General features: G+C 62.9%; 19 protein-coding genes, 1 tRNA gene and 1 pseudogene. 20 read left to right on the forward strand and 1 reads right to left on the reverse strand.

Annotation, left to right across the window (positions count from 1 at the left end; all coding sequences use genetic code 11):
- Nucleotides 1-9: 9 nt before the first annotated feature.
- The 4 genes from hypB (at nt 10) to tsaE (ending at nt 3,105) form a co-directional block, all read left to right on the forward strand.
- Nucleotides 10-663 carry a hydrogenase nickel incorporation protein HypB gene (gene hypB / locus HMPREF1155_RS04960; RefSeq protein ID WP_006363211.1) on the forward strand — a complete coding sequence of 218 codons (654 nt, stop codon included), beginning with the start codon at nt 10-12 and terminating at the stop codon, nt 661-663.
- Between the two features lie 24 nt (nt 664-687).
- Nucleotides 688-1,494, forward strand: coding sequence for an NAD(+) synthase (gene nadE, locus HMPREF1155_RS04965; RefSeq protein WP_009078057.1), 807 nt, complete (start codon nt 688-690; stop codon nt 1,492-1,494).
- Nucleotides 1,495-1,616: 122 nt separating this feature from the next.
- Entirely contained in the window at nt 1,617-2,558 is a 942-nt protein-coding gene (locus HMPREF1155_RS04970) for an aldolase (RefSeq protein ID WP_202898209.1), read from the forward strand.
- A gap of 79 nt (nt 2,559-2,637) precedes the next feature.
- On the forward strand, nt 2,638-3,105 hold the full coding sequence (tsaE, locus tag HMPREF1155_RS04975) for a tRNA (adenosine(37)-N6)-threonylcarbamoyltransferase complex ATPase subunit type 1 TsaE (protein WP_009077961.1): 468 nt from the start codon (nt 2,638-2,640) through the stop codon (nt 3,103-3,105).
- 210 nt (nt 3,106-3,315) lie between these two features.
- Here tsaE and HMPREF1155_RS04980 read toward each other — a convergent pair whose 3' ends face one another.
- On the reverse strand, nt 3,316-3,759 hold the full coding sequence (locus HMPREF1155_RS04980; RefSeq protein WP_006363207.1) for a universal stress protein: 444 nt from the start codon (nt 3,757-3,759) through the stop codon (nt 3,316-3,318).
- A gap of 193 nt (nt 3,760-3,952) precedes the next feature.
- Between HMPREF1155_RS04980 and infA the strand changes: the two genes are divergently transcribed.
- The 16 genes and pseudogenes from infA (at nt 3,953) to HMPREF1155_RS05060 (ending at nt 16,431) form a co-directional block, all read left to right on the forward strand.
- Complete coding sequence (gene infA / locus HMPREF1155_RS04985) at nt 3,953-4,171, forward strand: translation initiation factor IF-1 (RefSeq protein ID WP_006363206.1); 219 nt, start codon at nt 3,953-3,955, stop codon at nt 4,169-4,171.
- A 250-nt stretch (nt 4,172-4,421) separates the two neighbouring features.
- The gene (gene rpmJ / locus HMPREF1155_RS04990; RefSeq protein ID WP_006363204.1) at nt 4,422-4,535 is read left to right on the forward strand and encodes a 50S ribosomal protein L36; all 114 of its coding nucleotides are present in this window, start codon (nt 4,422-4,424) and stop codon (nt 4,533-4,535) included.
- Between the two features lie 22 nt (nt 4,536-4,557).
- Entirely contained in the window at nt 4,558-4,926 is a 369-nt protein-coding gene (gene rpsM, locus HMPREF1155_RS04995) for a 30S ribosomal protein S13 (protein WP_006363203.1), read from the forward strand.
- 12 nt (nt 4,927-4,938) lie between these two features.
- On the forward strand, nt 4,939-5,334 hold the full coding sequence (gene rpsK, locus HMPREF1155_RS05000; protein WP_006363202.1) for a 30S ribosomal protein S11: 396 nt from the start codon (nt 4,939-4,941) through the stop codon (nt 5,332-5,334).
- Nucleotides 5,335-5,355: 21 nt separating this feature from the next.
- Nucleotides 5,356-5,952: a 30S ribosomal protein S4 gene (rpsD, locus tag HMPREF1155_RS05005; RefSeq protein ID WP_006363201.1), complete on the forward strand. Its 597-nt coding sequence runs from the start codon at nt 5,356-5,358 to the stop codon at nt 5,950-5,952.
- A 35-nt stretch (nt 5,953-5,987) separates the two neighbouring features.
- The gene (locus tag HMPREF1155_RS05010; protein ID WP_006363200.1) at nt 5,988-6,941 is read left to right on the forward strand and encodes a DNA-directed RNA polymerase subunit alpha; all 954 of its coding nucleotides are present in this window, start codon (nt 5,988-5,990) and stop codon (nt 6,939-6,941) included.
- 15 nt (nt 6,942-6,956) lie between these two features.
- Nucleotides 6,957-7,304, forward strand: a pseudogene (gene rplQ, locus HMPREF1155_RS09185) (50S ribosomal protein L17); the annotation flags it as partial.
- Between the two features lie 443 nt (nt 7,305-7,747).
- The gene (locus HMPREF1155_RS05020; RefSeq protein WP_009078025.1) at nt 7,748-8,104 is read left to right on the forward strand and encodes a hypothetical protein; all 357 of its coding nucleotides are present in this window, start codon (nt 7,748-7,750) and stop codon (nt 8,102-8,104) included.
- Between the two features lie 27 nt (nt 8,105-8,131).
- Complete coding sequence (locus HMPREF1155_RS05025; RefSeq protein WP_009077879.1) at nt 8,132-8,830, forward strand: energy-coupling factor transporter transmembrane protein EcfT; 699 nt, start codon at nt 8,132-8,134, stop codon at nt 8,828-8,830.
- Between the two features lie 53 nt (nt 8,831-8,883).
- The gene (eno, locus tag HMPREF1155_RS05030; protein ID WP_006363196.1) at nt 8,884-10,185 is read left to right on the forward strand and encodes a phosphopyruvate hydratase; all 1,302 of its coding nucleotides are present in this window, start codon (nt 8,884-8,886) and stop codon (nt 10,183-10,185) included.
- 422 nt (nt 10,186-10,607) lie between these two features.
- A complete protein-coding gene (locus HMPREF1155_RS05035; protein ID WP_039993392.1) occupies nt 10,608-12,077 on the forward strand; it encodes a basic amino acid/polyamine antiporter in 1,470 nt (489 codons plus the stop codon).
- Nucleotides 12,078-12,412: 335 nt separating this feature from the next.
- Nucleotides 12,413-13,321 carry a septum formation initiator family protein gene (locus HMPREF1155_RS05040; protein WP_009077937.1) on the forward strand — a complete coding sequence of 303 codons (909 nt, stop codon included), beginning with the start codon at nt 12,413-12,415 and terminating at the stop codon, nt 13,319-13,321.
- Nucleotides 13,322-13,363: 42 nt separating this feature from the next.
- Entirely contained in the window at nt 13,364-14,353 is a 990-nt protein-coding gene (locus HMPREF1155_RS05045; protein ID WP_009078051.1) for a Ppx/GppA phosphatase family protein, read from the forward strand.
- Between the two features lie 52 nt (nt 14,354-14,405).
- Nucleotides 14,406-14,490, forward strand: a tRNA-Leu gene (locus HMPREF1155_RS05050).
- Nucleotides 14,491-14,569: 79 nt separating this feature from the next.
- Nucleotides 14,570-15,631 carry a polyprenyl synthetase family protein gene (locus tag HMPREF1155_RS05055; protein ID WP_039993394.1) on the forward strand — a complete coding sequence of 354 codons (1,062 nt, stop codon included), beginning with the start codon at nt 14,570-14,572 and terminating at the stop codon, nt 15,629-15,631.
- Between the two features lie 56 nt (nt 15,632-15,687).
- Nucleotides 15,688-16,431, forward strand: a complete 744-nt coding sequence (locus HMPREF1155_RS05060) for a peptidoglycan-binding protein (RefSeq protein WP_006363189.1) — start codon at nt 15,688-15,690, stop codon at nt 16,429-16,431.
- The last annotated feature ends 20 nt before the right edge of the window (nt 16,432-16,451 follow it).

Below are 16,451 nucleotides of genomic sequence, written 5' to 3' on the forward strand. Positions count from 1 at the left end.
GAGCATGTCATGAAGATCGATCTCAAGCAGCCCATCCTCGACAAGAACGATCGGCTTGCCGACGCCAACCGCGCCTTGTTCGCCGAGCACCATGTCTTCGTCGTCGATTTGCTGGCCAGCCCCGGTTCCGGGAAGACCTCCACGATCCTCGCCACCATCGAGGCCCTGCGCGACGAATTCAACATCGCGGTCATCGAAGGCGATATCGCGAGCAACGTGGATGCGGCGAAGATCAGCGCCCAGGGCATCCCGGCCGTGCAGATCAACACCGGGGGCGCCTGCCACCTGGAAAGCGATATGGTCCGGCGCGCGGTCGACGTGCTCGACCTCGAAAGCCTCGACCTCATCATCGTCGAGAACGTCGGCAACCTGGTATGCCCGACCGACTTCGATTTGGGCGAGGGCAGCAAGGTCATGATCCTGTCGGTGCCCGAAGGCGACGACAAGCCCCTCAAGTACCCGGGCGTGTTCCAGGCGGCCGAGGCCATCGTGCTCAACAAGGTCGATACCCTCGGCGTCTTCGACTTCGACGCAGACGCCTTCTCCGACGCGGTGCGCCAGCTCAATCCCGAAGCGCCCATCTTTCCGATCGCCGCGACGAAAGGCGACGGGGTCGACGCTTGGGCCGATTGGCTGCGCGCGCGCATCCGAGCCGTTCAGTAAGCCGATATCAGAAGGAAGCCATCTATGGATATCGCCGAAAAGCACCGCGTCTGCGTCGACGCGCTGCGCGACTTCGCCGAAGAGACGTCCGCGACCGATGTCGTCATCGGGCTTTCGGGCGGCATCGATTCGAGCCTGGTCGCCTGCCTCTGCTGCGACGTCTTCGGCAGCGAGCACGTGCACGGCGTTCTGATGCCCGGCCCGTATTCCACGAGCCATTCGCTCATCGACGCCCAGGAACTCGCGCGCGCGCTCGGCATCGAGACGCAGCAGATATCCATCAACGAGCCGTTCCAGGCGTTCGGGCGCATCCTGTCCGAGCACATGGGCGGATTCGGAGGCGTCGCGGCTGAAAACACCCAGGCCAGATGCCGCATGATCATTCTCATGGCCATCTCCAACATGACAGGCTGGCTGGTCGTCAACACGGGCAACCGATCCGAGGCCATGATGGGATACTCCACGCTGTACGGCGACACGGTCGGCGCCTTCGCTCCGATCGGGGGTTTGTACAAGACCGATGTGTTCGCGGCGTCGCGCTTCGTGAACGAACAGGCGGAAGCTTCCGGGCTCGCCGCGCCCATCCCCGAAAACGTGCTCATCAAGCCTCCGAGCGCAGAGCTTGCGCCCGATCAGCGCGACGAGGACGCCCTCGGCGCGTACGAGACGCTCGATGCCATGCTGATCGAGCATATCGAGCACGGCATCGACCGCGAGGGGCTTGTCGAGCGCGGTTTCGTTCCGACCGAGGTCGACCGCATGCTCGCACGCGTGAAAGCCAACGCGTTCAAGCGCGAGATGGAGCCGCCCTGCCCGCGTATTCCGTATTAAGCTGCGCGCCGCTGCCGATTGAAGCCGCCGGCGCATCATCTATACTGGAGCCCGCAGCCTTCCGCGCTGCCGCCGCATCGGCGCGAGCAACCGCCCGCGCCAAAGACTATGAGGAGGAAATGATGCCCAAGATCACTCGTGATCAGGTCAAGGTGCCCGTCGACGTTCTCGTGGACGCACGCGAGGCCTACATCGACAACTACATGGCCGCCACCCGCGGCACGGGCCGCTTGATGCTGTTCGCCTGCGACCAGAAGGTCGAGCACATGAACGGCGATTTCTACGGCGAAGGCATCGACATCGCCGACCTCGACCCCGAGCACCTCTTCAAGATCGCCGACCAGGGCGTCTGCGGCGTCATGGCCGCCCAGCGCGGCCTCATCGCCCGCTATGCGGCCGACTATCCCGATGTCAACTACCTGGTCAAGATGAATTCCAAGACCAATCTGGTCAAGACCTCCCAGGACGATCCGTACAGCGGCCAGCTGCATGACCTGGAAGCCGTGCTGGCCATGCGCGAGGCGGGCGTCAACATCGTCGGCCTCGGCTACACGCTGTATCTCGGCAGCGAATACGAATCCACCATGCTCTCCGAAGCCGGCCAGCTCATCGCCGAGGCGCATGCCCAAGGTCTGATCGTCGTGCTTTGGATCTATCCTCGCGGCAAGGCCGTCGGCGACCGCGAGAAGGCTTCCGAGACCATCGCGGGCGCCGCAGGCGTCGCGCTGTGCCTGGGCGCCGACTTCGTGAAGGTCAATCCTCCTGTCGCATCCGACGGCAAGACGTCTGCCGAGAACCTCGCCGTCGCCTCCGCCGCCGCGGGCCGCACCGGTCTGGTGTGCGCAGGCGGCTCCACGGTCGACGCCCCCGTATTCCTGTCCCAGCTGCATGATCAGATCCACATCGGCAACGCGGTGGGCAACGCCACCGGTCGCAACATCCATCAGCGCTCGTTGGACGAAGCCGTTCGTCTGACCAAGGCCATCTCCGCCATCACGTTGGCCGATGCCAGCGTCGAAGAGGCCGTCAAGGTCTTCGACGGCGAAGCGGACTTCAGCCTGTAGGCCGCGCGGTCGCATGCGATTCCAAGGGGGCGGGGCGATCGATTCGCCTCGCCCCCTTTCACGAGGAGGGATCCGTTCCATGGGCATCAGCTACGCAAGCGCGTCGGTCGAGGAGACGCAGCGCCTCGCCGCGCTTCTGGCGCCTGCGCTCGAAGAGGGCGACGTCCTGCTGCTCACAGGCGACCTCGGGGCGGGCAAGACGCACTTCGCCCAGGGACTTGCGGCGGCGCTCGGCATCCGCGAGGTTCCGACGAGCCCGACCTTCACCTTGATGAGCTCCTACGAGGGCGGGCGGCTCCCGCTGTACCATTTCGACCTGTATCGGCTCGACGATGCCGGCGAGCTCGACGACATCGATTACTTCGCGACGATCGAAGGCGACGGCGTCTCGGTCGTGGAATGGGCGGATAAATTCTGCGAAGCGTGCCCCGAAGACCACCTTCTCCTCGATTTCAGCGTCCGGCCCGACGGCGTGCGCGAGATAGTGATCACGCCCGCCGGCCTTCGAGGAGAAGCGCTCCTCGAAGGCCTTGCGCAAAGGCTCTAGAAGCGGCTCGTCGGAGGATCTCGGGAGGGAATCGAAGGGGTGGGCGCAGGATATCGGCGCCCGATCCCGCCCATCCTCCGCACCCAGGAGCCTTTCATCGTGCGGGGCCCGATGATGCGCGAAGGGCGTCTCCCTCCTCGAATCGAGGAGGGAGACGCCCTTCGCGATTGCGAACACGCATGCGTTCAAGCGGCCTGCGGTAAGCCGATCCTAGTTCTCTTTCACCACCAGGATATCGCAGCGCAGGTTGCGGATCAGGTAGGTGGACACGCTGCCCACGAACACGTACTTGATGTTCGACAGCCCGCGTTCCCCGCAGATGACCAGGTCGGGATCGTACGGTTCGATGATCTGCTCGGCCAAGGTCTCGGTGATGCGGCCGGCCTTCACGATGACGTGGACGCTGGGGATGTCGGGGTTGGAGCGCGCGGCTTCGAGCATCGGTGCGATGGATTCTTCGAGCTTGACGCGCATTTCGTCGGCAAGAGCGGCGAAATCGGTTCCGGCGGCCTCGTAAGGGACGGAATCGACGACGTGTCCGAAGACCAGTTCGGCCTTTTCGGTCGCCGCGAGCTCTATGGCACGTTCGGCGACATGGTTCTGGGTCTTTCCTCCGTCGAGCGCCGCGAAGACGCGCTTGTACTGCTTGGGCATGGAGAACAACTCCTCAAATCGACGTGCAGGTGCATTCCCATTCTAGCACTCGGCGCGAGCGTTCCTTTTCGCCTCGCGCCAGAGGTCGAAATGTGGCGCACGCGTGGTCGGTGATGCGTCACCTGCAAATTCCTGAAAAATTTGATAATATGTCCCGCTGCTGCGTTATCAACGAAGAGACGAAGGAAGATTATTGGCTAAGCAAGACGTCATTGAACTTGAGGGGACCGTCCTCGAGGCGCTCCCGAACGCGATGTTTAATGTCGAGCTTGAGAACGGGCATAAGATCCTGGCTCATATCTCAGGCAAAATGCGCATGCATTACATCAAGATCCTTCCTGGCGACAAGGTCACGGTGGAGCTTTCCATCTACGATCTGAATCGCGGTCGAATCACCTACCGCTTCAAGTAGCGTCTGCGGCGACGGGGTCGCGCAAGGCATGGATTGTCTGTGCTTTGTGTGAACGTCGCCTTCTTCGCATGCTTGGAATCCGAGCGATTCGGCATCCTTTCGTTGAATGCGCGCTGCGCGAAGCGGCGCATACGCACTGAAAATCATCGCCTGCGGCTGGGCGTGGTGGATAAAGAAGTACACGTAGTATCGAATGGTTTTCCCGGTGGCCCGTCACTGTCGGGGAGCTGCACATTCAAAGGAGACGAACATGAAGGTACGTCCTTCGGTCAAGAAGATGTGCGACAAGTGCAAAATCATCCGACGCCATGGCAAGGTCCTCGTCATCTGCGAGAACCCCCGTCATAAGCAGCGCCAGGGCTAAGAAAGAGGAAGGGTAAAGCAATATGCCACGTCTTTTTGGTGTCGACCTACCTCGCGAAAAGCGTATCGAGACCGGCTTGACCTACATCTACGGCATCGGTGACACCTCTGCCAAGAAAATCATCGCAGCTACCGGCGTCAACCCCGACATCCGCGTCAAGGATATCTCGGAAGACGACCTGCAGAAGATCCGCGAGTACATCGATCAGAACATGACGATCGAGGGCGACCTGCATCGCGAGGTTTCCCAGAACGTCAAGCGCCTTATGGAAATCGGCTGCTACCGTGGCCTGCGCCACCGCAAGGGCCTTCCCGTTCGCGGCCAGCGCACGCACACCAACGCCCGCACCCGCAAGGGTCCCAAGCGTCAAATCGGCGGCAAGAAGAAATAAGGGGTCTGACTCATGGCTAAGAAAAACGTTCGTACGCGCGTCAAGCGTTCCGAGCGCAAGAACATTGCGGTCGGACAGGCTCATATCAAGAGCACGTTCAACAACACCATCGTATCCATCACCGATCCTCAGGGCAATGTGATTTCCTGGAACTCCGCCGGCACGGTCGGCTTCAAGGGCTCCCGCAAGTCCACCCCGTTCGCAGCCCAGATGGCTGCCGAGCAGGCTGCCAAGAACGCCATGGAGCACGGCCTCAAGAAGGTCAGCGTCTTCGTCAAGGGCCCCGGTTCGGGCCGCGAGACCGCCATCCGTTCGCTCCAGGCCGCCGGTCTCGAAGTGACCAGCATCCAGGATTGCACCCCCATCCCGCACAACGGTTGCCGTCCGTGCAAGCGTCGTCGCGTGTAGTCAAGAAAGGATCATGTAATTATGGCAATTGATAGAACTCCGGTTCTCAAGCGCTGCCGTCAGCTCGGTATTGATCCCGTCGTCCTGGGCTACAGCAGCAAGAAGGAATCCATCCGTCAGCCCCAGCGCCGCCGCAAGGAAAGCGAATACGCCATCCAGCTGCGCGAGAAGCAGAAGGCCAAGTTCATCTACGGCGTTCTCGAGAAGCAGTTCCGCGGCTACTTCCGCAAGGCCAAGCGCATGAGCGGCATCACCGGCGAAAACCTGATGCGCATCCTCGAGTCCCGCCTGGACAACGTCGTCTTCCGCCTCGGGTTCGCCCGCACGCGCAAGGAAGCCCGCCAGACCGTGACCCACGGCCATATCCTGGTGAACGGCCGCCGCGTCGACGTCCCGTCCTTCCGCGTCCGTCCCGGCGACCTCGTCTCCGTGGCCCCCAAGGCCAAGGATCTGCTCGTCATCAAGAGCGCGCTCGTATCCAACGAACGCGTCCAGGTGCCTGCATGGCTCGAGGTCGACATCGAGAAGCTGCAGGGCAGCGTTCTCGCGCTTCCTAACCGCGATCAGATCGATTTGGATATCAAAGAGCAGCTTATCGTCGAGCTCTATTCGAAGTAGTAATGATTCGCGGCTTTAGAGGAGGCTTATAGACTATGGCAGAGTTCATGAGGCCAACTGTCACAACAGAAGAAGTGAACGACACCATCGCTCGCTTCATTGTTGAGCCGCTCGAGCGTGGTTTCGGCTACACGCTTGGCAACTGCATGCGTCGCGTCCTGCTGTCCTCCCTGGACGGCGCCCGCGCGACCGCCATTCAGATCGAAGGCGTGCAGCATGAGTTCACGACGGCGGAGGGCGTCATCGAAGACGTCACCGACATCGCGCTCAACGTGAAGGGCCTGGTCTTCCAGGCGCTTTCCGAGGATTACACCGAAGCTACGGCTACCGTTTCCGTCGAGGGGCCCTGCACCGTCACCGGTGCGGACATCCAGGTTCCGACCGAATTCACCCTCGTCAACCCCGAGCACGTCATCTGCACCGTCGCCGACGGCGGCACGCTGAACATGACGATCCGCATCGGCGTCGGCCGCGGGTACGTTCCCGCCGAGCGCAACAAGCGCAGCGAAGACCCGATCGGCATCATCCATGTCGACAGCCTGTTCTCGCCCGTGCAGCGTTGCACCGCCGACGTGAGCTCCACGCGCGTCGGTCAGCGCACCGACTTCGACAAGCTCGTGCTCGAGGTTGCGACCGACGGCTCCATCACGCCCGACGAGGCCGTGTGCCGTGCCGCCAACATCATCAACCAGTACATGGGCTCGTTCATGGCCCTGGCCGACATCGCCGGCGAGGACGAGGACGGCGAGATCCCGTCCATCTTCGCGCCGGAGGGCCAGGAATCCAACGCCGAGCTCGACAAGCAGATCGAGGATCTGGACCTTTCCGTCCGCTCCTACAACTGCCTGAAGCGCGCCGGCATCCATTCCGTGCGACAGCTGGTCGAGTTCTCCGAGAATGACTTGCTCAACATCCGTAACTTTGGTGCGAAGTCCATCGAAGAGGTCAAGGACAAGCTGATCTCGATGGGCCTCAACTTGAAGCAGTAATAGGGGAGATAAACGATGAGGCATAACGTTAAGGGCCGTAAGCTGGGCACCGATTCCAGCCATACCAAGGCTATGAAGAAGTCCCTGGTGGCCGCTCTGTTCACGAACGATCGCATCAAGACGATCGAGTCGCGCGCCAAGGAGATCCGTCCTGACGTCGACAAGATCATCACCTGGGCGAAGAGGGGCGACCTGCACTCCCGCCGCCTCGCCATCGCCGCGCTCGGCAACAAGGAGCTCGTGCGCGAGGTCTTCGAGAAGGTCGCGCAGGGCATGTTCCAGGATCGTCAGGGCGGGTACACCCGCATCTACAAGCTCGGTCCCCGCAAGGGCGACAACGCCCCCATGGTGATCATGGAGCTCTGCACCGAACCGGTGCGCAAGAAGGCCGACAAGACCGCTCCTGCGGCCGCCAAGCCGGCCAAGGCCGAGGCTCCGGCCGCCGAGAAGGCGCCTGTCGATGCCAAGGATGAGGCTCCGGCCTCCGACGCGGAAGAAGCCGTCCAGGCTCCCGCGGAGGAAGCTGCTGCAAAGGAAGCTCCCGTCGAAGAGGCGGCCGATAAGGCTGATGAGGCTGCTGCGGAAGAGGCGGCCGAGGCGCCTGCCGAAGAGGTTGCCGCCGAGGAGAAGAAGGCCGAATAGCCTTCATGCGAATCGCATGCGCGAAGGGGCTGCAGCGTCCGCTGCAGCCCCTTTCCCATATTCAGAGCCGCATGCGCCTTCAGGGCGTCCTTCGGGACGCTCTTTTCGTCTGAGTGGTAGGATGGACGAAGCAGCATAATCGCATGCGTACGAGGAGGTTCGCCATGACCGAGATCGGGAAGTTCATCAACGAAGCGATCGATAAGGCTCAAGAATTCGCGGGAGACGTCAAGGTCGCCTCGGACAAGGTCATCGACCAGATTCAGGAAAGCGCCCCCGAAGTGGTCGACAGCGCCATCGATAAGACGCGCGATCTCGTGGATCACGCGGTCGATGCTGCCCCCGGCATGATCGACGACGCCAAGGACGCGACCGATAAGGCGATCGATGCCGCCAAGAACATCGGCGACCATATGGCCGACGCAGGCAAGGCGGTCGCCGAGAAGGTCACGAGCACGGTCAAGCCTGCAACGAAGCCCGTTCCCGCAGAACCCGTGGTTGGAGAAGACGCTGACGCGTAACGGACGACGGATGCTTGGCGGGGCGGCATGAACGAACGCCGGCATATCGACGCTCGCTACGCGATCGCATGGTCCTTCTGCTTCTCGGTCGGGGTGCTGTCGACGCATGGATGGCGGGGGTTGGGCGCGTTCGCCCTCATGTTCGCGGGTGCCTGCATCGCTTCGCGCGTGCCGGCGCGCCGGCTCTTCGCATCTTCCGTCCCCATGCTCATCCTCGCCCTCTTCGTCATCGGGGCGCATGCTTCGACCGATCCGCTCGAAGGCGCCCGCTATGCCGCGAAGGCATATCTGCTCGCGCTCGGCGCCATTGCGCTCGTGCTGGCCTGTTCCCCGGATTCCATCGCGGCGGCTATGGAACGCTTCGCCGCGCCCCTCAGGCGGTTCCGTCTTCCCGTCGACGACTTCTGCATGATGACGTCCATCGCGCTCGGGGCTATCCCCGATTTGCATATCCAGCTTGCCCGCCTGGTCGCAGCGCAGGCTTCCCGCGGCGCGGCGTTTGATGCGGGGCCTCCTCATACGCGCGTGCTCGCCTGGGGGCGTGCGTTCGTCGCGCTGGTCGTCGTCGCCTTCCGAAGGGCCGCGACGCTGGCGGACGCCATGGAGGCCCGATGCTTCGGCGCCGGCGTCCGCAGCAGCATACGGCTCTCGCGAAGCGATCCGGCTGCCGTCGCGCTCGCCGTCGCGGGTGGCGCCGCGATGCTCGCGTGCGGCATCTTCCTCTAGCAACCTGATAGAATTTTCCTGTCGTGATAATCCGAGCAAGGAGGCTTCATCCTATGAGCGTCGTTTTCGATGTCTACGGTCGCGAGGTTCTTGATTCCCGCGGCAACCCGACCGTCGAAGTTGAGGTCACGTTGGACGACGGCACCTTCGCCCGCGCGATCGTTCCGTCCGGCGCTTCGACCGGGGCTTTCGAAGCCGTCGAGCTGCGCGATGGCGACAAAGGCCGTTACCTGGGCAAGGGCGTCAAGACCGCCGTCAATCACGTGAACGACGAAATCGCCGAGGCCATCGTCGGCATGGACGCCGACGACCAGCGCGCCCTCGATGCCGAGATGCTCGAGCTCGACGGCACGGACAACAAGGGCGCCATGGGCGCGAACGCGATCCTGGGCGCATCGCTCGCCGTGGCGCGCGCCGCCGCGGAATCCGCCGATCTGCCGCTGTACAAATATCTGGGCGGCGTGAATGCGCACCTGCTCCCCACGCCCATGATGAACATCCTCAACGGCGGCGTGCATGCGGACAACAACGTCGACTTCCAGGAATTCATGATCATGCCGGTCGGCGCCTCGTCGTTCGCGGAGGCCCTGCGCTGGTGCTCCGAGATCTATCACGCGCTCAAGCGCGTCCTGCATGAAGCCGGGCTCGGCGGCGGCGTTGGGGACGAAGGCGGCTTCGCTCCGAACCTCAGGACGAACGAAGAGCCCTTCGCCTACATCATCCAGGCGTGCGAGGAAGCAGGCTACAAGCCCGGCGTCGACATCCTCTTCGCGATGGATCCGGCATCCACCGAGTTCTACGATGCCGAACGCGGCCGGTACGTGCTGGCGGGCGAAGGCGTCGAATACACGAGCGAGCAGATGGTCGATTACTGGGAGGCGTTGGTCGACAAATATCCGATCGTCTCCATCGAAGACGGCATGGCTGAAGAGGACTGGGAAGGCTGGAAGATGCTGACCGATCGCATCGGCGATCGCGTCCAGCTCGTCGGCGACGATCTGTTCGTCACGAATCCCGACCGTCTTGCGCGCGGCATCGAAACGGGCGTCGCGAACGCCATCCTGATCAAGGTGAACCAGATCGGCACGCTGACCGAGGCGCTCGATGCCATCCAGATGGCCAAGCAGGCTGGGTATGCCTGCATCATCAGCCATCGTTCCGGCGAAACGGAGGACACCACGATCGCCGACCTCTCGGTTGCCGTGAATGCGGGGCAGATCAAGACCGGCGCGCCGTGCCGCAGCGATCGCGTCGCGAAGTACAATCAGCTCATTCGCATCGAAGAGGAGCTGCATGCCACGGCTCGTTACGCCGGACTCGGGGCGTTCTACAACATCGACGCCTCCGAGCGCTGACGCGCAGCGGGTCCGTCGAGCCTATCGATCGAAGATGAAGCCGGCCTTCGGGAAGAGGGTCGGCTTCGTTGCGCTACGGCATGCATAGCCCGCTACGGTATGCATAACCCCGCCACGGTATGCATAGCCGTTGGCTCGGCGCTGCGGGCGCCCCTTTCTCCCATCAGGGTATTCGAATGCGTAAACCTGTAATAAATCTAGAAAATATGCATATAGATGCAAGAAATATCGAAAAATCTAGTGTTTCATGCATACCGCGCAACCGTCTCCGTAGTATTGTGTAGCAAGCCGCGAAGCGCATGATGCGCGTGCGCCGTCTGCAGGGTCTGCCGATTCGCCGATCCGGCGGGCGCGTATGCAGTGCGAAGAGGGCGCGGCAGGATGCACCATTCGTCTCATTTCGAAGAAAGTGGGTTTTCAGCATGGCAGATAGGGAAGGCTTGCGGGTCAACGACCCCAATGGCCTGGGGATGCCTCATCTCATCGCCGCCATCGTCACGGCGGTCGTCGGCGGCGGCGTGTTCACCATGGTCGGCGACATGGCGCATTCCGGCGCGCATACGGGCGCGGTGCTCATCGCTTGGCTCATCTGCGGCATCGGCGTGTTTGCGCTCATGATGTGCTTCTACGGGCTCAATAGGTTCAAGCCCGAGCTGACGGGCGGCATCTACAGCTATGCGCGTGCGGGCTTCGGTAAGTTCATGGGCTTCGTCTCGGCATACAGCTACTGGGTCAGCGCCTTCATGGCCACGGTCTCCTATACGGTGCTCCTGTTCGCGGCGATCGGGTACTTCTTCCCGGTCTTCGGAGAGGGAAACAACCTTCCGTCCATGATCGGCGCTTCCATCATCGTCTGGATCTGCTGGTTTCTGGTCACGCGCGGCGTGAAGGAAGCGGCTTCGGTCAATATCGTGACCACGATCGCCAAGATCGTCCCGATCTTCGTCGCGCTGTTCGCCATCATCTTCGCCATGAAATTCGACCCGCAGATCTTCATGAGCAACTTCTGGGGCACCGCCGACGGCGCATTCAACGGTGGGGATGTGTATAACCAGATCGTAAGCGTTATGAGCGTCACGCTCTGGGTCTTCCTGGGCGTCGAGGGCGCGGTGGCCATCTCCGGGCGCGCCAAGTACTCCAAAGACGTCGGTCGCGCGACCGTCGTCGCCTTCGTGTGCATCTTGGCGCTGTACCTGATGATTTCCATCCTGTCCATGGGCGTTCTGACGCAGGAGGAGCTCGCCGAGCTCCCGAACCCGGCGCTCGCGGGCGTGCTCGAAGCCGTCGTGGGTCCGTGGGGCGCCATGCTCGTCAACGCCGGCGTCGCGCTTTCGCTGCTCGGATCCATGCTCGGCTACACGCTGCTTTCGTCCGAGAGCGCTTTCGAAGCCGCCGAGCAGGGCGTCCTGCCGGTCCAGTTCGCCAAGCACAACGACAAGGGTGCGCCGATCTTCACCGTCACGCTGACGTGCGGCATCGTCGAGCTCTTCCTGATCGCGACGATCTTCTCGGCATCCACCTACCAGTTCTTCTACAACGTCTCGTTGTCGCTGATCCTCATCCCGTACTTCTTCAGCGCGTTCTACTTCGTTTTCGTGACGTTCAAGAAAGACGGCATTGACGGCCTGAGCGCAGGGCGTATCAACTTCTACCGCGTGATCGCGATCATCGGCGCCATCTATTCGATCTTCCTGATCTATTCCGGCGGCCTTGCGTACTTCATGATCACGACGATCTTCATCGGTCCCGGTCTTGCGCTCTACATCCTGGGCGAGAAGCAGCGCAACGAGCCTATCCTGCCGAACGTGGGCGACAAGATCATGGCGGCCGTCATCGTGATCTTCTTCTTCATCAGCGTGTATTGCATCGCGACAGGGATCATCGTTCCCTAAGCGCAGGCATTCCGCGAGCATTGCATGCCCGGGCCTCGATTCTGAGGCTCGGGCTTTTCTGCGCGTTCGGGGGTGGATGCCATCACGGCCATGTTCGTCGCCGACCTGTTTTCGGCTTGTTCTGCGCGTTCAGAGGCGGGGTGCGGCGTCCATCCGTTCGCTTCATGGATTTCCGGCTTCGAGGAGCCGGTTCTTCCCGGCCGTTGGTCCGTCTCGCTCGTTTTGGGGAATTCCTCTCGTGCGCAGCGAGAAACCGTGCGGGCTGATACCATAATGGAGTTATGCGGCGCAATCACGGCATCTCAACGCACCACGCCACCAGGAGTTCTTACCATATGCCAACGAACAGGGATAACGTCATTTCCTTCGATGAAGCGCATGCGCGCCGCCGACGCTCGTCGCGCGCGGGCGTCCGTGCGCCGGAGACGCCGGCGTTCGACGATGGCGAGATTCCAGCCGATTTTTCCTCCGCGTACGAGGATGCGGGTGCGGGTTCCCCACGTTCATCGGCGCGCTCGTCCATCGCCGGCGCCGACGGCACCCCTTGCGCGGCGCTGTATTCCGGCAACGCTTCCTCCGACACCGAGACGAAGCGTCGTCGGCGCAGCAAGGAACGGGCGTCGCGCATGTTCGACAGGCAGTTCGGATCGGACGATGCGCCCGCATCGTCGTCTCGTGCGGCCCTCTATCGCGGCGAGCTCGGGCGTTCCCATCGCCGCGCGATAAGCGAACTCGACGGGGATTCGTCGCGCGCGCGGGCCTCCTCGTCGCGCCTTGCCTCGCGCACCGCACGTCGAGGCGGACCGCCGGCCCTGTTCATCGTCGCAGTCGTCGTCGGCGTCGTCGCGTTCGCCGGCCTGTTCCTGTATTCCCCGGCGAAGAGCCTCTATACGCAGGTCCGCGACGAGCAGCGGGCCGAAGCCGAGTACCAGGCCGTCGTCGAGCGCAACGAAGCCATGACCGACGATATCGAGGCGCTCAAGACCGATGAGGGCATCGAGGATGAAGCGCGCTCGCAGCTCGGATGGGTGTCGGAAGGCGAGGAGGCGGTCGTGGTCAAGGGGCTTGACGACAAGAAATCCGCCAACGCGAACGACGCCGTGCATTCCGCCGTCGTCTCGTCCGAGGTGAAGGCGCCGGCAACATGGTACTCGCCGTTGCTCGACAAGATGTTCGACTATCCGTACGGCCCTGACGAGGACGCATCCGATACGGATGCGTCCTCCCCGTCATCCGGTTCGTAGGGCGCCGCATGCCCGCCATCGCAGCAAGACCGAGGAGCACGCATGAGAATCGCAGCCATCGATATCGGGACGGTCACGAGCCGGCTCTTCATCGCCGATGTGGATGCATCCGGCGTTCGTCCCGTCGAACGCATGAGCGTCATCACCAACCTCGGCGAGGGCGTCGATGCCACGGGCCGTCTGTCCGCAGAGGCGGTCGATCGCACGATCGGCCGAATCGCGCAGTACCGTCGGAGAATCGACGCCTGCGGAGAAGAGGGCGTCCCGGTCGATCGGGTGGTGGCCGTCGCCACGAGCGCAAGCCGCGACGCCGAGAACTCCGCCGATTTCGCGGTGCGCCTCGAAGGCATCGGCATCACGTTGAGCGTCATCCCCGGCGAACGCGAAGCGGAGCTTTCGTTTCTCGGCGCCGCGAACGGGTATCGCGGGCGCAACGTCGCCGTGGTCGACATCGGCGGCGGATCGACGGAGGTCGTCTTCGGGCGTGCCGAAGGCGCTCCCGACCAGATGGTTCCGCACGTGAACATCAGCGCGCGTCGCTCGTTCGACGTAGGATGCCGCCGCATGGCCGAACGTTTCCTCGCGGACGATCCCCCTGCGCCGCGACAGATCGCGGACGCGCGTGGATGGGTGGAATCCGAGATGGCGGATTTCCTGCGCGCATCGCTGCGGGCCTGCCCGATCGACGAGCTCGTGGCCGTGGCGGGAACGCCGACGAGCGTCGTCGCGGTACGGGATCGTCTGGTGCCCTACGATCGGGAACGCGTGCATGGCGCAGTCGTGACCAGGGACGAATTGGAGAAGGTCTCGCGCGATATGTGCGCGCTCACGCTCGAGGCGCGCATGCGCGTTCCGGGCCTGCAGCCGCAGCGCGCCTCGGTCTTTCCCTCGGGGCTCGTGATTCTCTCCGCCGTGATGGATATGCTCGGTGCGCGCTCGTTCCGCGCAAGCGAAGCCGATCTGCTGCTCGGCATCGTCTTGGACGCCGCGCGCGGCCTTGGCGAGATTCGTGCAGACTTCCGCATGGCGTGAAAGGTACGGCCCTCCTTTGCTATCATGGCCTTTTGTCTGGCATGATGCATGCGGGAGCGTGGCGGAATCGGCATACGCAGAGGACTTAAAATCCTTCGCCTTCGGGATTGTGGGTTCGAGTCCCACCGCTCCTACCATATAGGGCGCATGCGCATCCGGACGACGGCTTCGGTTCGCGCTTCGTCTTGAGGAGATCTGGTTTTGAGCACGCCTTCTATGGAATCACATGCGGCACTGGTGGACGATCTGCTTGCCGGGGTCGTCAATCCTCCCGAGACGTTCGAGGAATACCTCTCTTCTTATGCGCAGGTCGTCGGCGACCTTGTGAACGACTTCATTCCGAGCGGCTCGCACGACGGCATGGACGACTACCTCTACGCCCCGCTGCTCGGCTACAGCCGAAACGGCGGCAAGCGCCATCGTCCGCTCATCTGCCTGGCCGCCTGCGTGGCGGTCGGCGGCGACGTGCGGCGCGCGGTCTCTTCCGCGGCCGCCATCGAGCACTTCCATACCGCCGCGCTCATCCACGACGACATCGCGGACGAGGCGACGCTGCGCCGCGGCGAGCCCTGCTTGCATCTCACGCAGGGCCTCGGTCTTGCCATCAATATGGGCGATCTCGGGCTTTCCCTGGTCAACGGCACCGTGGTGCGGGATCCTCTGCTGGAAGACGGCGTCAAGGTCCGCGTCATCGCCGAGCTCATCGAAATGACGCGTCGCACGATCGAAGGCCAGGCCCTCGATCTGGGCTGGGCCCGCGACGAGCGCTACGACATCACGCCCGAGGATTACCTGGTCATGGCGACGCACAAGACCGCCCACTATTCAGGGGCCGTGCCGCTTGCCGTCGGCGCCATCGTCGGCGGGGGATCGGAAGCCGAGATCGAAGGCCTGCGCGCGTACGGCCTCGACACCGGCCTCGCATTCCAGATCCAAGACGACCTTCTCAATATCGAGGGCGATCCCGCCGTGGTCGGCAAGGATTTCTGCAGCGACATCACCGAGGGGAAGCGCACGCTCATGGTCGTGCATGCCCTGCAGAACTCTGCGGATCGCAGCCGGCTCGTCGACATCCTCTCGGCGAAGACGACCGATGCCGACACGCTGCGCGAGGCGGTCGCCATCATGCGCGCCAGCGGCTCGATCGACTACGCGCGCGCCTATGCCGAAGACCTGACGAACATCGCCAAGGATCGTCTGGTCGGCCTTATCGGTCCGAGCCCGGCCCGCTCCCTCCTGATTTCCATGGCCGACTACTTCGTGAACCGATTGAAATAACCGAGGATCGTCGGCGGGCGCCCTGCCCGCCGCACGCGAACGGGAGTGAACCTTCCATGCAGACCATTCATCGCCAGGACAACGACCAGGAATCCATCGCCTTGGGCGGCAGGCTCCTGTACTTGCGCACGCCCCAGTTCCAAGGCGAAGACGTCGAGGATCTCCAGACGGCTCTCGGCGCGCTCGGGTTCTCGTGCGGCGGCGTCGACGGGACCTTCGGCGCCTATACGGAAGGAGCGCTGCGCAAGTTCCAGGTGAACATGGGTCTCGTGTCCGACGGCATCGCAGGCGTGAAGACCTACGACACCCTCAAGCACCTGCATGGCGCCTGGGCCGACAAGCCGACGCTCGAAACCAGCTCGTACATGGGATTCGCCCGCGCGGCCGACGTTCTCGAGCATCATGCGGTCTGCCTGTTCGGAACAGGTTCTTTTACGCGTAAGATCGCGTCGTACCTTTCGAACCTGGCGCTTGCCACCAATCCGCGTTCCAAGATGCTTTCCGCGGAGACGCTGCTCGTCGTCCCCGACGCATCCATGCTGCTCACGCATATCGTGCTCGAAGGAGAGGGCATGGAGGAAGGCGTTCCTCGCGTCAGCTGCGGCGATGCCGAATCGCTCGCCGTGCGCGTTTCGGGCGCCATCGACGTCGCGCGGAAGAAGGCCGAGGAAGGAGCGCCCCTGCGCATCGCCGTCGAGGTTTCCGTCCCCGATGCCGCAGAAGATTCGCCCGAGTTCGACAAATCCGCCCATCATCACGCGATAGCCCTGCTCGATGCCTTCTGCGTGGCATTTTCATAGCAAAGTCCCCGTTCATCGCG

Origin of the sequence: Slackia sp. CM382 (genome assembly GCF_000293015.1) — a bacterium.
GTDB lineage: Bacteria > Actinomycetota > Coriobacteriia > Coriobacteriales > Eggerthellaceae > Slackia > Slackia exigua.

Excerpts from the sequence above, each read along its gene's own strand:
- HMPREF1155_RS04970 (WP_202898209.1), top strand. The coding sequence starts at position 1,617 with ATGCCCAAGATCACTCGTGATCAGGTCAAGGTGCCCGTCGACGTTCTC.
- HMPREF1155_RS04980 (WP_006363207.1), bottom strand. The coding sequence starts at position 3,759 with ATGCCCAAGCAGTACAAGCGCGTCTTCGCGGCGCTCGACGGAGGAAAG.
- rpsM (WP_006363203.1), top strand. The coding sequence starts at position 4,558 with ATGCCACGTCTTTTTGGTGTCGACCTACCTCGCGAAAAGCGTATCGAG.
- rpsK (WP_006363202.1), top strand. The coding sequence starts at position 4,939 with ATGGCTAAGAAAAACGTTCGTACGCGCGTCAAGCGTTCCGAGCGCAAG.
- HMPREF1155_RS05040 (WP_009077937.1), top strand. The coding sequence starts at position 12,413 with ATGCCAACGAACAGGGATAACGTCATTTCCTTCGATGAAGCGCATGCG.
- hypB (WP_006363211.1), top strand. The coding sequence starts at position 10 with ATGAAGATCGATCTCAAGCAGCCCATCCTCGACAAGAACGATCGGCTT.
- nadE (WP_009078057.1), top strand. The coding sequence starts at position 688 with ATGGATATCGCCGAAAAGCACCGCGTCTGCGTCGACGCGCTGCGCGAC.
- HMPREF1155_RS05010 (WP_006363200.1), top strand. The coding sequence starts at position 5,988 with ATGGCAGAGTTCATGAGGCCAACTGTCACAACAGAAGAAGTGAACGAC.
- HMPREF1155_RS05055 (WP_039993394.1), top strand. The coding sequence starts at position 14,570 with ATGGAATCACATGCGGCACTGGTGGACGATCTGCTTGCCGGGGTCGTC.
- HMPREF1155_RS05025 (WP_009077879.1), top strand. The coding sequence starts at position 8,132 with ATGAACGAACGCCGGCATATCGACGCTCGCTACGCGATCGCATGGTCC.
- rpsD (WP_006363201.1), top strand. The coding sequence starts at position 5,356 with ATGGCAATTGATAGAACTCCGGTTCTCAAGCGCTGCCGTCAGCTCGGT.
- eno (WP_006363196.1), top strand. The coding sequence starts at position 8,884 with ATGAGCGTCGTTTTCGATGTCTACGGTCGCGAGGTTCTTGATTCCCGC.
- HMPREF1155_RS05045 (WP_009078051.1), top strand. The coding sequence starts at position 13,364 with ATGAGAATCGCAGCCATCGATATCGGGACGGTCACGAGCCGGCTCTTC.
- tsaE (WP_009077961.1), top strand. The coding sequence starts at position 2,638 with ATGGGCATCAGCTACGCAAGCGCGTCGGTCGAGGAGACGCAGCGCCTC.
- HMPREF1155_RS05060 (WP_006363189.1), top strand. The coding sequence starts at position 15,688 with ATGCAGACCATTCATCGCCAGGACAACGACCAGGAATCCATCGCCTTG.
- HMPREF1155_RS05020 (WP_009078025.1), top strand. The coding sequence starts at position 7,748 with ATGACCGAGATCGGGAAGTTCATCAACGAAGCGATCGATAAGGCTCAA.
- rpmJ (WP_006363204.1), top strand. The coding sequence starts at position 4,422 with ATGAAGGTACGTCCTTCGGTCAAGAAGATGTGCGACAAGTGCAAAATC.
- HMPREF1155_RS05035 (WP_039993392.1), top strand. The coding sequence starts at position 10,608 with ATGGCAGATAGGGAAGGCTTGCGGGTCAACGACCCCAATGGCCTGGGG.